A 15,637-nucleotide genomic window follows, 5' to 3' on the forward strand; every position below is an offset into this window, starting at 1 on the left:
TGTGGATCTATACTTAAATCTTTTTATCCAAAAGCGATTTTAACGTCGTATGTAATTCTTCTCCCTGAAGATTTTTAGCTACAATTACTCCGTTCGAATCCACTAAATAATTACCGGGAATTGCTCTTATTCCGTATAATTTGGCAACTGCACTATTCCAGAAAAGCAAATCAGAAACATGTATCCAGGTCAGATTATCATCCTGAATTCCTTTGATCCAGTTTTCTTTCTTTTTGTCTAAAGAAATCCCGACAATATTGAATCCTTTATCATGAAATTCTTTATACGCTTTTACAATATTTGGGTTCTCTCTTCGGCAAGGACCACACCATGAAGCCCAGAAATCGACTAAAGTGTAACCCTTTAAATTTTCATAAAAACGAATTGGCTTTCCATTTGGATCATTGGCTGTAAAATCAGGCGCTTTTTTTCCAACAGCCAAACCGTCTAAAACAAGAGCCAGATCTTTTAGTTCTTTAACGTAAGTAGTCGTCTGAAGGCTTTTATCCAGCAAAGCAATATTTTCTCTGATTTGTTCCGGCGACAGTCTATATGACCAGTTTCTGTACAACACATAAGCCGAAACTATTGATTTAGGATTCTCTGTAATGAATTTACTAATTTCTATATCTTTCGATTTTTTATAAGTTTCAAACAAATCCTGAGAAACAGAACCTTCTACAACAGAATTACTGTAATATTTCTTTGGATTTAATTTTACCGTAATTGGTCCTTTTTCAAGAAAAACATAAAGCGGACTACTTTCTGTATTGACGCTTAAACCGTATAATTCCGGCGTTTTTACTTTAGTCTTAAAACTAAAATTGCCGTCTTTTACCTTTACCGAATCAATTGTGGTAAACATTTTATTATGGAATTTTTGCAGATAAACATATTGTGCAACAGTATCTACAACTGTTCCTTTTAATTGTAAATTACTTTCCTGTGCCTGAGTTTGTGCAAATCCCAAAAACAAGGCAAAACCTAAGATTATTTTTTTCATTTTTATTTTGATTTTTAGTTTAAGATTGGACAAAAGAATTCCTGAGACCTATTTCAAAATGGTCTTTAGAAAATATTGTTTTAAAAAATTATTGAGAGAATTTTACTTGCGGCGCATTCGAAAAAAGGCAAGACTGTTTTCTTCGAACATTACGTTCAAAAGTTCGTAACCGGCGTATAAAGTTGAATCTGTTTTCATTTTAAAAAATAAAAAGTTTTACAAAGATGATCTTATTCAGATTTTGAGGAAATCTTTTCTTATCTGTCCGCCGCGGCGGAAGGATTTAGCACCTTATTCGGCAACAGGTTGCTAAGACGTCAATGGGCCTATTCCCTCAGTCTTTCTGGATAAGTATCATTCAGAACTTTTCTGTGATACAAATATATATATTAATTCTATCAAATTAGTAGTATTTAATATTATTTTTTCAAATTAATTTTAAAAAATGTTTAAAACCTATTATAAAACACTATATAACAAACAATTAAAATAAAAACAATTTTGAATTATTTTTACCATTTAGCGCTTTAGATTAAATTAATACCTTTTTAAAAAGCATAAAAAAAACTCATTTCGTTTTGAAATGAGCTTAGATTTTATCTTCAACGTTTATTTATTTTTTCTTCTTTTGGCGCTTTCCGTCTCCAGTTTTACACTGTCTTTCAGCACTCCTTTTGAAGGTGTATAGGTTGCACCATCTTCCGGACTTTCTCCTGGTCCGGTTCCTGTACCCGCTGTACTTTCAACTCCTTCTTTTTCCATATTTGTAATTTGAATACTTTTTGCTGCAGGTGAAGTCCCGCCAGAACTAGTCCCTGTAACTTCTGCTGTGTCTTTTGTCTTTTGCACCGTCTCAACAGGAACTGAATTTGTATCTATTTTATCGCTATAGCCGTCATTTTTTTTACATGAAGAAAATAATCCGATCACAACTACTAAAAAAACGGCTTTCAATTTCAATAAAGCTTTCATAATAAATGTTTTAAATATTTACAAATGCTAAGTAACTACTTATAAAACGGCTTATTTTACAGTATTTCTTATAAATTTTATATAACAGCAATTGATTTATTTTTCACTTCGATTCTCATTCCATAGGAATGTTTCATCGGTAAAAAAAATAAAGACCTCCCAAATTAACGTTCCGTAGGAACGTCTGATGCGTTAGATTATTAAAAAATGATGTCTAAATGAAACATTCCTACGGAACGTAATTACGGATAATAATATGATTTTCTCCCGATGAAATGTTCCTACGGAACATTAAAAATTATAACGCAAATAGGGGCTGTCTTTTAGTTTTAAGACAGCCCCTATTCTAACTAATAAAGTAATTTTAAAAAGTAACTAATTTCACTCCCAAAGTAAACCATCTTGAAGGCAATGGCACTGCTCCTACTTCGTAATAAGTCGCATTAAATATATTCTGCGCATCTAAAAAGATCGTGAATTTATGAATAGACTGACTTACTCTAAAATCATTTACCCAATAAGACGGCCCGGTGATTCTCTCGTTGAAACGTGTTGCAAACAAAACAGAGAAATTTTTAAACTGATAATCTATCGTATTGGTAATTTGATGTTTTAAAGAAGAAATAAGATACTTTGAGTATATTTCTGTACGTGAACTTTTAAATTCAGAATCTAAATAGGTGTACGCTAAAAGAATATTCAAACGAGAATCTTTAGAAAAATCAAATCGGTAAATACCACGTAAATTGATTCCGTTTGTATTTAAATCTCCTGTATTCTGACTTTGCCATGGCACTGTTGTCGCATTACGCATCCAGTCGATGTAATTGTCAATTTTTCTGTAGAAATAATTCGCATTCAAACTCAAGGCTTTTTTATTGTATTTGAAACCAATTTCACTTTGAAAAGCATTTTCTGAATCTAAATCAGTATTTCCAATATTTCCAGTTTGTTTCAAATATAAATCTGTAAATGATGGAATTCTTTGACTTGTTCCTACATTACCAATAATTTTAAAGGCATCTGTAATCGCATAACTAGCATCGATTCCCGGATAAATCTGCCATTTGTAATCTGAATTGTAATTTAAATAAGTTCCAATGTTTACATCGAATTTTTCCGTAAAACTCGTTCTGTATTCGGCATATACGCCTACATTTTCGCGATCGTGATCTCCAATATTAGAAGAATGAATGTTTTCATTTCTAAATTCTGCTCCAAAACCAATTTCTCCTTTAGACAATTTAACTGTAGAGTTTAATTCTCCTGCAATCGAATTGGTATAATGCTGGCTTCTTCCAACAGCTAAATTTGAGTTTCCTAAATAACGATAATCGTCATAGTTATAACGATAGGTTACTCTTGGCATAATTTTCCAGTTTTCTGTAATAGCATGTTTTGACTGAATGTTGGCAAAAGTTGTCTGTACAATTTCAGTAGAATTGATATCACCCGGTGCTGCATAGAATCCGTTGGCACCAAAACCATTATTGATGTATCCAGCAGAGCCTAAAATTTCATTAGAATCATTGATCTGCACATTTCCCTGATAGAAAATTTTATTGTTTTCAAATGCCGTATTGTATCGGTAACCATTGCTTTTATCATGAGAAGCAAAAATTAAATGCTGTTGTTTCTCTTTACCTAAAACGGCTCCAGCCTGAATTCCTGTTCCGTAGAACGTATCACCAGTATCCTGAGTATCTTTTTCAAAATTTGAACCAGCGTAAGTACTTACCAAAAATCCTGAATCGGTTGGTTTTTTAGTAATAATGTTAATCGCTCCGGTTAAGCTGTTAATTCCATAAATTCTTGCAGCCGGTCCACGAACTACCTCAATTCTTTCAATAACTTCAACCGGAAGAGGCAAATTCAGCATATTGTGAGCTGTTTGAGAATCGATTACTTTCGCTCCGTTTAATAAAACAACGGTCTGTTCAAAACTTCCGCCATCAACACTAATGTCTGCCTGAGTTCCAAATGGCCCTCTTTGTCTGATATCAACTCCATTGGCATATTGTAATACTTCCTGAAGTGTTCTTCCCGGAAGTTTCTTTATAGTTTCACTGCTAATCACATAAACATTTCTGTTTTGTTTAGAAATAGGCGTATTAAAACGGTTTTCATTAATGATTACCTCGTTCATTTCATTGATGGAATCCTTTTTGGTCTGTGCATAAATGTTAGAACAAATTACTGCCAAAGCAGCAAAGTAGATTTTTTTCATTTGGTTAATTTTTTTTGGCAAAAGTAGTATCTTGCCGTACTAATCAAGTATGCCAGTTTTATAATTATGAGTAGTCCGGTTGAAATTCCTTTTAAAAGCTTTATTCAGCTTAAGCCTGAAGAAAATACAGCCTTGTACCTTCAGATTGTTTTTGAATTTATAAAAGCGATTCAGACCGGTTTTCTGCCTGAAGGAACAAAACTTCCCGGAACGCGTATTCTCTGTAAAGTATTGGCCGTAAACCGAAATACTTTGATTAAAGCTTTTCAGGATTTGGAATCGCAAGGCTGGATCGAAACACTTCCGAATAAAGGAACTTTTATTTTATCACAGCAAAAACAAAAAAATAAAGCTGAGTTTACAACTTTAAAAGAACAAAATTCTTCGCAATTTGATTCTGGATTTTCTTTCCAGCGTTCTACAATTCTGGAAAATCCACTAGAAATTAGCAATCTTCCGTATCAGTTTAATGATGGAATGCCTGATTTAAGATTGGTACAGACCGATGTTTTGGCGAGATTATATGTTTCAAAATTAAAAAGACATAAAACCACTAAAACCTATGAACAGATTCAGCTTCGGTCGCATTCGAATTTTAAAACACAGTTTTCGAATTATCTGAATCTTACCAGAGGAATCCGCATTTCTACTTCCAATCTTTTGACGACAAGCAGTCATGAAATCGGATTGTATTTGGTTACCAAAGTTTTAATAAATCCGGGAGATAAAGTGGTTGTAGCTTCTCCAGGCTACTATATGTCTAATATGACATTGACAAATACCGGAGCGCAGATTATTTCGATTCCTGTAAATGAGGACGGAATTGACACTAAAAGATTGAAGGAAATCTGCGAAACTTCTCCAATTAGAATGCTGTATCTCACTTCCAATTATCATTATCCAACAACAATTCTGCTCAGCGCTAAAAAAAGGATTGAAGTTTTGGAATTAGCGAATCAATACGGTTTTGTCATTTTGGAAGACGATTATGATTTTGATTTTCATTACGATAATAATCCTGTACTGCCTTTAGCTGCTTTCGATTCTCATCAGCGTGTGGTTTACATTGGTTCTTTTGGAAAATCGCTTCCGTCTGGATTTAGTTATGGATTTGTTGCCGCTCCTGCCGAATTTATTAAAGAACTGGAAAAACATCAAAACATTCTCGAACCAAGTATTGATGTCATGAAAGAACAGGTCTTAACCGAATGGATTTCAGAAGGTGAAGCGCATCGTCTTTCCAAAAAAAACAAGAAAATCTACAAAGAACGCCGGGATTATTTTGTTTCCCTGCTAAACGAAAAATTAAACGATAAAATAAAATTTAAAATTCCACCAAGAGGATTAGCAATTTGGGTAGAATGGCTGGACGATTTTAATCTGATTAAATTTCAAAAAGAGTGTGCCACAAATGAATTGTTTCTGCCTAAAACTATTTTATACCAAACAAAAGACCTAACAGCAACTCGTTTAGGTTTCGGGCATTTAGAAAAAGAAGAAATGGAAAAAGCTGTTTCTATTTTAAGCAAAAGTCTTCAAACTATCCTTTCAAAAGAATAAAAAAAGTATCAAAATCTTCCAATTACAGAAGACTCTGATACTTTGGTTAAATAGTTATATTTTACTTAGCTTTCGCAGATTTTCCTGATTTTGCTTCCTTGGTACCTTCAAGATTATAAGTTACTTTTTCAATTTTTCCAGTAAACTCAAAAGGAAGTTTATAATTAAAATCGACAGGAGAACCGGCATCCATGCCCACATCTAAACCTTCGTTAAGCGAAATCTGGATCGGAATTGTTCTATCCAAATGTTCTTCTGCTACTTTTTTTCCGTTTACAGACATTGTTACAGTTGCTCCTTTTCCTCTTTCATCGCTTTTTCCTTCATATTTGAAATCGACCACCAATTTCACTTTTCCTTTTGGCAGTGTCTCTTTTCCTGTAATTGTCGGACGTTCTAAGGCTAAATTGTTATAAACAAAACTTGGTTTTCCATTTTGTACATACAAACCATAACCACCAACTAAACCGCCATGGGTAACAATCATACCTTCAACATTACTGTCAGCAATATCGAGATCTGCTGTAATTGACCAGGATTTGTTTAAAATACGTGGAGAAGCTTCATTTGGAAGTCCAACTTGTCCAGGATAATACGTAAAAGTAGTAGCATCTCCTGCAAGTGTTGGTCTTCCCATTAATTCTCCATTAAGTCTTTCTACTGCACGCCAGTCTAACGGAAGTACATTATATTTCGAGGCTTCAACCCACCATAAATCCTGCATTTCTCTCAATTTCGTTAGATTACTGGATGCTACATCATTGGACTGTGTAAAATCTTCATCTACTTTATACAATTCCCATTTTTGTTTATCAGGATCAAATGCTCCGCGATTTGGGTTCCAAGGTGCAAAAGACAACGCCGACGCCATCCAGCCATTGTGGTAAATCCCTCTGTTAACACCCAATTCAAAATATTGGGTCGTGTGTTTTTCTTTAGCTTTTGCATCACTGAAAGTGTAAGCAAAACTGATACCTTCAATAGGACTTTGAGTGATTCCGTTAAGGGTTTCCGGAGGAGTTATTCCGATAATTTCATACAACGTTGGCACAATGTCAATAGTGTGTGTAAACTGACTTCTTAAGCTTCCTTTATCCTTAATTTTTGCCGGCCAGGAAATAATCATCGGGTTTCGGGTTCCTCCAAAGTGACTTGCAACCTGTTTTGTCCATTGAAAAGGCGCACACATGGCCCATGCCCACTCTGCTGTAAAATGATTAAAATGTTTTGGACCACCTAATTCATCTATAGCTTTAAGATTATCCTCCCATTTTTCTGAAATTCCGTTAAAGAATAAATTTTCGTTTACAGAACCTTCTATACCACCTTCTGCACTTGCTCCGTTATCTCCGGCTATATAAATAATTATAGTATTATCAGCATCAGGGAGTTGTTTTACAGCATCAACCACTCTTCCCATTTCATAATCACAATGAGAAGCATATCCCGCAAATACTTCCATCATTCGGGCATACAACCGTTTTTGATCTGCATTAAGCGAGCTCCAGGCAGGCAGACTTTCCGGTCTTGCCGTTAATTTTGCATTGGCAGGAATGACTCCCAGTTTCTTTTGTCTTTCAAAAGCCTGTTCTCTGTAGGCATCCCAGCCCATATCAAATTTTCCTTTAAATTTATCAATCCATTCCTGAGGTGCATGATGCGGAGAATGCGCAGCTCCGGGAGCTAAATACAAGAAATAAGGTTTATCCGGTGCTATTGATTTTACTTTTCTTACCCAGGAAATAGCATGATCCGCAAGATCGACTGTCATATGATAATTTGGATCTTTTGAAGCAGGAACCAGATTTCTGTTTTCATACAAAACAGGATTCCAGTGATTCATATCTCCGGCATTAAATCCGTAAAAATATTCAAAACCCAAACCGTTTGCCCAACGATCAAAAGGACCTGCATCGCTTGTTTCCCAAGGTGGAGTATTGTGATTCTTGCCAATCCAGGCTGTCATATAACCATTTTGTTTCAAAACTTCACCAATCGTGCCACAACTTCTTGGCAACACACAAGTATAACCATCGTAACCGGTTGCCGTTTCAGAAATAACGCCAAAAGTGGCAGAATGATGATTTCTCCCCGTTATTAAAGCCGCACGAGTTGGACTGCAAAGCGCCGTTGTATGAAATTTATTGTAACGGATTCCTTCTCCCGCCAATTTATCCATTGTTGGAGAAGGCACGCCTCCGCCAAAAGTACTGAACTGACCAAATCCTGAATCGTCCAATAAAATTAGCACAACATTCGGAGCCCCTTTTGGAGCTTTTACTGGCTGTGGAAACTGTGGCGGATCTGAATCTAAATAAGTTCTTCCTATGTAACCCGGAAAATGAAAATCAGGTTGAGGCAAGACTTTTGGAGTTCCTGATTTACTGTTCTCTTGGCTCAATCCTGTCTGGAGGCAAAAAATGACAAACACGAGCCAAACTCTGTTTTGTATAAAACTCAAAACAGCTTTAAAAGTGGTATTTCTTTTCATAGTCTGTTGCTTTTATTTATATGACAGACTAAATTACAACTTACTATAAATCAAAATCTTGTGAAGATGTTTCATTTTACAAAATGAAACCAGTTTTTACTTTAAACAATGAAAATTATATAATTACTAGTTAAAATCTTATAACAAAATAAAATATATTGAAATTAACTTTGGAATAGAGTTTCGATTTAATAAGAATTTTATGGATGTTTATGTAATTATAGAACTACTTTTAATTTCAATTGGCGCGACATCTGCAATGACCTGGTTTAGTTATGCCATGTCAGGAAGTTTTAGAGAATTGTACAGAGAGCCAGTTCTTTTAAGTTTTGCATTAGAAAGAACAAACATCAATCATTCGCAAAGTTATCAGGAAAAATGGGGATGGCTGATGCATTATATTATTGGTTTCCTTTTTGTTATGGGATATCATATTATGTGGGTAGAGAACATTTTGCCTCTTACGCTGTTAAGTACCCTTATATTAGGCGTTACAAGCGGTGCAATAGGTATATTCAGCTGGATATTTATATTTAAAATAACCAGATATCGAGCCCCAATTGATTTTAATGGTTGTTATATTCAGCTGTTCTTTGCCCATATTTTTTTCGCTCTCGTAGTGGCTTCATTTAATTCTATATCAGAGATTCTTTCAATTGTTGTCAATAATCATATCATTTTTTAAGAGACAATAAAAGAAAAACACAAAATATTGATGTCCTTTCCAGACAAAAACAGGGCTGTTTCAAAAAGAAACAGCCCTGTTTTTTTTAAGATATAATTCACCTATGTGTTAGAAACTAGTTTCTTTCTTTTTTCTTTCGCAAAACAAAAAACCTATGTTTCTATGTGTTTAAAAATTTCACCCCAAAGATAATCTTAATTGTTACCAGCCCTTTACAGCGCCACCTTTAAATTCCTGTTCAGCAGCTTTCTCTACTTCTGGAGACTGAAAAGCCTGTAAAAACTGTTTTACTTTTTCATCATTTTTATTGTCTTCACGGCTTACGACCAAATTTACATATGGAGATTCTTTATCTTCCACAAATAAAGCATCACGAGAAGGAACCAATCCTGCAGCAGAAGCAAAAGTATTATTGATAATCGCAATAGAAACATTTTCATCGTCCAAAGCTCTAGGCAATTGCGGTGCTTCTAATTCTAAAATTTTTAAATTCTTTGGATTACTAACAATGTCGGTTACTTTTGGTAATAAACCAACGCCATCTTTCAATTTCAATAAACCATTCTTTTGTAAAAGCAATAAAGAACGTCCACCGTTTGTTGGATCATTCGGAATAATTACAGTACTTTCGTTTTTCAGTTCAGAAAGATTTTTGATTTTTTTAGAATAGGCTGCAATCGGATATACAAATGTTTTTCCGATAATAGCCAGTTTGTAACCACGCTGTTTAGATTGTTCGTCCATGTATGGTTTGTGCTGAAAAGCATTGGCATCAATATCTCCCTGACTTAAAGCTTCATTCGGAATTACATAATCATTGAAAGAAACCAATTCTACTTCTAAACCGAATTTTTCTTTGGCTACTTTTTTTGCTGCCTCCGCCACTTTCAATTCCGGCCCAGAAGCCACACCCACTTTTATAAAATGAGGATCATTGTTTTTACTTTTTCCGCAGTTTGACAACACAAGCGCCAAGGCCAAAACTCCTGCAGTTTTCAAAATATTTAATTTCATAATTGCTATTTTTTAATTTTTAATTCTAAATTTTTAATTGATTATCGGTGGTCAAATCGTTTTGATAATCGGTCTCCCACAAACTGTATCAGGAATACTAAAAGCACCAATAAAGCTAAAACCGAATTCATGGTCACAGCATCATACCCAATATATCCGTATTGATACCCCACTTGTCCAAGTCCGCCAGCTCCAACTGCTCCGCCCATTGCAGAATAACCTACAAGTGTAATTAAAGTAATCGAAGCTGCATTGATTAATGACGGCAGTGCTTCCGGCAATAATACTTTGTAAACGATTTGAAATGGCGTTGCACCCAATGCTCTTGCCGCTTCAATTAATCCTGATGGAAGACTTAACAAACTGTTTTCTACCAATCGGGCAATAAATGGCGCTGCACCAATACTTAACGGAACCAAAGCGGCACTTACTCCAATTGAAGTTCCAACAATGGCACGTGTAAACGGAATCATCCAGACAATTAAAATAATGAATGGAATTGAACGAAAAACGTTTACCAAAACCGATAAAGTCCTATTTAAAACAGGCTGATCTAAAATTTGATTTTTACGAGTCAGAAACAATAAAATTCCTGTTGGAAGTCCAATTAAAAAACCAAAAAAGCCCGATACAAAAGTCATTACAATGGTTTCCCATGTTCCTTTTAACAATAAATCTATAAGAGAATCAGACATAACCTAAAATTTCTGTTTTAATGTGTTTTGAATTAAAATATTGAATTGCCGCATCGTAGTTTTCGCGTTTGCCTGAAAGTTCAATCAGCATTACACCAAAATTAACTTCGCCTGCCTGATCCATTTGTGCGCTTACGATTTTGAAATCGGTATCAAAAAGTCTTGAAACTTCTGAGATAACGGGTTCGTTAACCGATCTTCCGGTCATTTCCAGTTTCAATAACGGATTCAGATTTCCGTTATCTTCTTTTTGTAATTTTTCCTGATAAACAGACGGAATTTCAATATGAAGTGAAGAAGAAATAAACTCTCTTGTCAATTCATGTTTTGGATCTGCAAAGATTTCGCCTACACTTCCCTGCTCTATTAATTTTCCGTGACTGATAACGGCAACTTCATCACAAATCGATTTTACTACTTCCATTTGGTGTGTAATCAGTAAAACGGTAATATTAAGACGTTTGTTAATGTCTTTCAACAGATTCAAAATAGATCGTGTTGTAGCAGGATCCAGTGCACTTGTAGCTTCGTCGCATAAAAGCACTTTTGGATTATTGGCTAAAGTTCTGGCAATTGCCACTCTTTGCTTTTGTCCGCCCGAAAGACTCGCCGGATAATCGTTTGCTTTTTCTGCTAACCCAACTAATTGAAGCAATTCTAAAACTCTTGTTTTTATTTCTGTTTTTGAAGTTCCTGCTAGTTCCAACGGAAAAGCAACATTATCAAAAACCGTTCTGGAAGAAAGCAGGTTAAAATGCTGAAAAATCATTCCGATTTGTCTTCTTTCTTTAGCCAATTCAGAATTCGATAATTGCATTAAAGCTTTCCCGTCTACAATAATTTCTCCTGAAGTAGGTCTTTCCAATAAATTCACACAACGGATTAAAGTACTTTTTCCAGCACCCGAAGTTCCGATTACACCAAAAATCTTTCCCGAAGGAACGCTAAGCGAAACATCAGACAAAGCAGCAACAATTCTGTCTTTCTGATGAAAAGTTTTGGTTACATTTTTTAATTCAATCATTCATTAAGATTTAAAAACAAAAAAGCCTTTCAACTATTCATGAAAGGCTTTTTCAAATAAATTATATCATTTTATATATAAGCCAGATCAGTCAATTCCATAGCAGCATCACAGCACATCATATTGCTGCTATAATAATTCTTCATATTCTGGTTGTTATTTTTCATTGGCGTTGCAAATTTAAATAGTTATTTTCAATTTTAATGCAAAAATCATCAAAACTTTTATTTCCCTATCAATCTAATAGGCTTTTTAAAATTCAAACAAACCTTAAATAAATTCCAAATAAAAAATTCCAAATTCCAATTTGGCCCGAGGCATCAGGATTGGAATTTGGAATTTGGAATTTGGAGTTTGGAGTTTGGAGTTTGAAACTTGGAATTTAATTATTCTGTTCCGAGATTGTAGATTTATTCAGTTTTAGAATTCTGATTTTCTTATTCGTGTTATCCGATAAAAAAATGCGATCGTTAAGCTGTGCTGTTCCAACAATAGTTCCAAATGCATTTTGTCCTAAAACATCCGACGCATTAAGAACAGCTTTGTAATGCTGTTTGATAAACTCGCCTTTTGGATACAATCTTAAAAAAGAAGCGCTTCCAACATTTTCTGATGTAACTGCCCAGTCTTTACCAAAAGAAATTGCAATTGGCTTTATGTCTACAAATTGTACTTTTTCTGGCTCAATTGGTGTTGTTAATGATTTCGCGGCATTGGCTTTAATATTTTCAATATTGTAGAACAAATAGCTTTTTGCATCTCTTCCTGCTACCACCAGATTTCCGTTATAGACATCCAGTGAATATACTTCTGTGTATCCGTTTAAAGTATTTAATTTGGCAATTGGTTCTAAATTCCAATTGCTTGTTTCGGTAATCTGAGAAGTTTCAAATACTTTGATGCTTTTTTCTTTTTCTTTTACGAATATCAATCCGTCTTTTACAGCAACGCCAAAAACATGCACAAAAGTCTGCCACCATTGCCCGTTTCCAACTGTACTGATTCCTGCATTTGTATTTTCATCAAAAATAAATAATCTGGATTCTGTACTTCCGACATAAATACGTCCGTTATCAACCGCAACCGAAGTTAGACTTGTCAACGGAATTGTCGTTGTTCCTTTTGTATATTCTTTAATCGTTTTGATATGCGCAAAAGTAATGGCATTAAAAACTTCCAGCACATTTCCATTCACTACATATAGTTTTTCATTTGAAATCGCGATTCCTTTAGGGTCAAATACTTCTGTGCTTCCCGGAATATTTTGTGCTGTCAGTGTTGCTTCTTCAGTTGGATAATAGTAGGTATAATCTTTAGAGGCCAGATCGTCTTTGCTGCAATTGGTAAAAAGGCAAAGCACAAGGATTAAGGGCAAAATATGTTTCATAGATGTTTTATATTTTAGTTCCATTTTCCTTCGCCTTTATATTTTAGCAAAAATGGATTTTTCGGATTAATGTTAAATACCGGTTTTTTGTAAGTTCCGTTCAAATAATTGGTTTTAGAGTAAGTTTTTAAAATGTCCGGATCTAAAAACGGAAGATCATTCAGATAAATTAAATACTTGTACAAATCCGTAAGCATTCCTTGTTGGCCTCCACCTTCTCCGCTATTGGCCAAATTACTGCTGTGACTGAAACCAATATGATGCGAATACTCATGCGACCAAACAGACATTTCTCCAACCCAATGCCCGGTTACATAACCTGATTCCCATTGTGAGGCCAGATTTCCGCCGCCCCAGGCAGAATCTCCTCCAACCATTGCCATCCAAACGGTTCTCTTATCAAGGTAATTCCAGTAAATTTTTTCGGTTTCTTCTTTAGAATAATAATCGTAAACACCGTCAACATCATCGGCATTTCCGTGCCAGTTTAAAGCACCATTTATCCCTGTTCCTGCTGTTGCAGCTTGTTCTTGCTTGTATTTATCAAAATTGGTGAATGTGCTGTAATACAAAGGATGACTTAAAGCGTATGAATAATTAATGATCATTGTAATGGCTTCTTTTGCCAAAACGGGATTCATTGGCAAAAATTTCCCTAATTCATTAATATGATAGCCATCGTGAAACTGAATTAAATGTGTTGATTTAATCTTTTTGAATTTTTGAAATAACGGATCATCCGATTCTACTGAAAATTGAATTGCTCCGGAAGAAAATCCTTCAATTTTGTCGATTGTAACTGTATTTCCTGTTTCTAATAAATAATCGTTTTTCTTTTCTGTCAAAGGTAATTTATGAAACGAACGATGAAATGCGGGCACTTTTGAAAAACTATAAATCAGGAAGCGTTTATCGTAATTCGGCAGTTTTGCATACACTTTTACATCAGAAAGTCCAACTGGAGAATAAAGTGATACTTGTACAGAATCTTTTCCTTTTTGAATCACCTGAAGTGGTTCGTTTACTCTAAACCAGCGATCGGTTTTATCATACATTCTTGCAGGATCTTCATTATCTTCAAACATTGTCATGGGATGATTTCCTGCTGGTAAAGTAGTAGCATCTATACTAGGCAAATAATTGGGCTTGTAAGAATCAGCATCGTCACTGCAGCCGAAAATTATACCTGAAAGAATAACAAGTACAACATAGTGAGTTTTTTTTCTCATCGCTAAGTAAGTAGGTTTGGGGTTAAATTGTCTGCAAAACTATCAATATGCTTTTTAAAAACAAGTTTATTGAAAGAAAAATACAGAAGTAAAATGTATTAAAAGTAGGTTTTTTAATAATTTAATATATTTAAAAGTATATTTCGGACTTGATTATCAGTTGGCAATCAAGTCCGTTATAATTGAAGTTTATGCAAAATTAAGCGTTTCTATTTCGCTTAAATCTGTATTGAATTTAACAAAGCTTGCCGGAAAGCCCGATTGAATTTTTCCAATTTTATCCTGCATTCCAATTGCGGCTGCAACTCTTGTTGTTGCCATTTTTATTGCTTCATCGGCAGAAACATGAAGATGATTATAAGCATTTTGTACTGCTTCTGTCATTGATATTGTAGCTCCCGCCAGATTGCCATCTTCATTTCTATAAAAGCCATTTTCCAAATGAGCATCAAAATTATCCCATTTAAAATTGGCAACTTTTCGCCCTAAAAAAGTCGCATCGCTAATTAGAAAAAATTTATCTTTTTTTAATTTGTATGCCACTTTTGCTGCAGCATAATCGCAATGGGCGCCATCCAGAATAACCGGAGCATAAACTTCTTCATTTTCAAAAACGGCTCCAACCAAACCTGGTTCACGATGTCCAAACTGTGTCATAGCATTAAACAAATGCGTTACCAGATTAATTCCTTTTGCAAAATAGGGCTGCGCTTCTTTGTGCGTAATTGTAGAGTGACCGATAGAGATTGTAAAACCACTATCGATCAGTTTATTTAATTGTTCTTCTGTAAAACATTCAGGCGCAATTGTAATTACTTTGATGATATCTTTTCCTTTTTCGATAATTTCTTCCAATTCCTCATCGGTCGGTTTTCGAACCTGATCAATGCTGTGCGCACCACGTCTTAACGGATTTAAAAAGGGTCCTTCCAAATGCATTCCGATCACGCCATTATTGTGCTTTTTCATATAATCACGAATGGCTTCAATTCCCGCTAAAATGGTCTCTTTTGAAGAAGAGATCAAACAAGGTAAAACATGTGTTGTGCCGTATTTTAAACTGGCGTCATAAATATCCTGAATCGTTTCTTCGTTTGGAGTCTGACTGAAATAAAGTTTTTCGCCGCCATTAATCTGAATATCTATAAATCCTGCCGAAAGATGATTTCCTCCCAAATCAATTTGTTCCATATCTTTTGGGATTTCTTTCTGCACCGAAATAATTTTTCCGTTTTCTATAATTACAACTCCATTTTCAATTATTTCGTCGCCTGTGTGCACAACAGCATTTACAATTGCCTCTTTCATGTTTTAATCTTTCTTTATTGCGGATTATTTCTTTTCCCAAAT

12 protein-coding genes and 1 riboswitch are annotated in these 15,637 nt (G+C 34.8%); of the genes, 2 read left to right on the forward strand and 10 right to left on the reverse strand.

Going from position 1 to position 15,637, the window contains the following annotated elements:
- Positions 1 to 13: 13 nt before the first annotated feature.
- From HYN56_RS23585 to HYN56_RS23595, 3 genes are all read right to left on the reverse strand, one after another.
- Positions 14 to 1,003 (reverse strand): TlpA disulfide reductase family protein, encoded by a 990-nt coding sequence (locus HYN56_RS23585; RefSeq protein ID WP_109194442.1) that lies wholly within the window; start codon positions 1,001 to 1,003, stop codon positions 14 to 16.
- A 254-nt stretch (positions 1,004 to 1,257) separates the two neighbouring features.
- A riboswitch (SAM riboswitch) is annotated at positions 1,258 to 1,357 on the reverse strand.
- A 255-nt stretch (positions 1,358 to 1,612) separates the two neighbouring features.
- Positions 1,613 to 1,975, reverse strand: coding sequence for a hypothetical protein (locus HYN56_RS23590; protein WP_109194443.1), 363 nt, complete (start codon positions 1,973 to 1,975; stop codon positions 1,613 to 1,615).
- A gap of 364 nt (positions 1,976 to 2,339) precedes the next feature.
- Complete coding sequence (locus tag HYN56_RS23595; RefSeq protein ID WP_109194444.1) at positions 2,340 to 4,202, reverse strand: TonB-dependent receptor plug domain-containing protein; 1,863 nt, start codon at positions 4,200 to 4,202, stop codon at positions 2,340 to 2,342.
- A gap of 66 nt (positions 4,203 to 4,268) precedes the next feature.
- On the opposite strand from HYN56_RS23595, the gene HYN56_RS23600 reads away from it, so the two are divergent.
- A complete protein-coding gene (locus HYN56_RS23600; RefSeq protein WP_109194445.1) occupies positions 4,269 to 5,762 on the forward strand; it encodes an aminotransferase-like domain-containing protein in 1,494 nt (497 codons plus the stop codon).
- Between the two features lie 61 nt (positions 5,763 to 5,823).
- Here HYN56_RS23600 and HYN56_RS23605 read toward each other — a convergent pair whose 3' ends face one another.
- On the reverse strand, positions 5,824 to 8,253 hold the full coding sequence (locus HYN56_RS23605) for an arylsulfatase (protein WP_109194446.1): 2,430 nt from the start codon (positions 8,251 to 8,253) through the stop codon (positions 5,824 to 5,826).
- 202 nt (positions 8,254 to 8,455) lie between these two features.
- On the opposite strand from HYN56_RS23605, the gene HYN56_RS23610 reads away from it, so the two are divergent.
- On the forward strand, positions 8,456 to 8,938 hold the full coding sequence (locus tag HYN56_RS23610) for a hypothetical protein (protein ID WP_109194447.1): 483 nt from the start codon (positions 8,456 to 8,458) through the stop codon (positions 8,936 to 8,938).
- A gap of 201 nt (positions 8,939 to 9,139) precedes the next feature.
- Here the strand turns inward: HYN56_RS23610 and metQ are convergent, their stop codons facing one another.
- The 6 genes from metQ to nagA all read right to left on the reverse strand — a co-directional run bounded on the left by metQ (position 9,140) and on the right by nagA (position 15,595).
- Positions 9,140 to 9,952, reverse strand: a complete 813-nt coding sequence (gene metQ, locus HYN56_RS23615; protein ID WP_109194448.1) for a methionine ABC transporter substrate-binding lipoprotein MetQ — start codon at positions 9,950 to 9,952, stop codon at positions 9,140 to 9,142.
- A gap of 41 nt (positions 9,953 to 9,993) precedes the next feature.
- Positions 9,994 to 10,647, reverse strand: coding sequence for a methionine ABC transporter permease MetI (locus tag HYN56_RS23620; RefSeq protein WP_109194449.1), 654 nt, complete (start codon positions 10,645 to 10,647; stop codon positions 9,994 to 9,996).
- The gene (metN, locus tag HYN56_RS23625) at positions 10,640 to 11,671 is read right to left on the reverse strand and encodes a methionine ABC transporter ATP-binding protein MetN (protein WP_109194450.1); all 1,032 of its coding nucleotides are present in this window, start codon (positions 11,669 to 11,671) and stop codon (positions 10,640 to 10,642) included. Before metN ends, HYN56_RS23620 begins: the two co-directional genes overlap by 8 nt.
- Before the next feature lie 382 nt (positions 11,672 to 12,053).
- The gene (locus tag HYN56_RS23630) at positions 12,054 to 13,058 is read right to left on the reverse strand and encodes an NHL repeat-containing protein (RefSeq protein ID WP_240622624.1); all 1,005 of its coding nucleotides are present in this window, start codon (positions 13,056 to 13,058) and stop codon (positions 12,054 to 12,056) included.
- Positions 13,059 to 13,072: 14 nt separating this feature from the next.
- Positions 13,073 to 14,287, reverse strand: coding sequence for a hypothetical protein (locus HYN56_RS23635; RefSeq protein WP_109194452.1), 1,215 nt, complete (start codon positions 14,285 to 14,287; stop codon positions 13,073 to 13,075).
- Between the two features lie 189 nt (positions 14,288 to 14,476).
- Positions 14,477 to 15,595 (reverse strand): N-acetylglucosamine-6-phosphate deacetylase, encoded by a 1,119-nt coding sequence (gene nagA, locus HYN56_RS23640; RefSeq protein ID WP_109194453.1) that lies wholly within the window; start codon positions 15,593 to 15,595, stop codon positions 14,477 to 14,479.
- Positions 15,596 to 15,637 lie beyond the last annotated feature (42 nt).

The sequence above is a fragment of the Flavobacterium crocinum genome (assembly GCF_003122385.1).
Lineage (GTDB): Bacteria > Bacteroidota > Bacteroidia > Flavobacteriales > Flavobacteriaceae > Flavobacterium > Flavobacterium crocinum.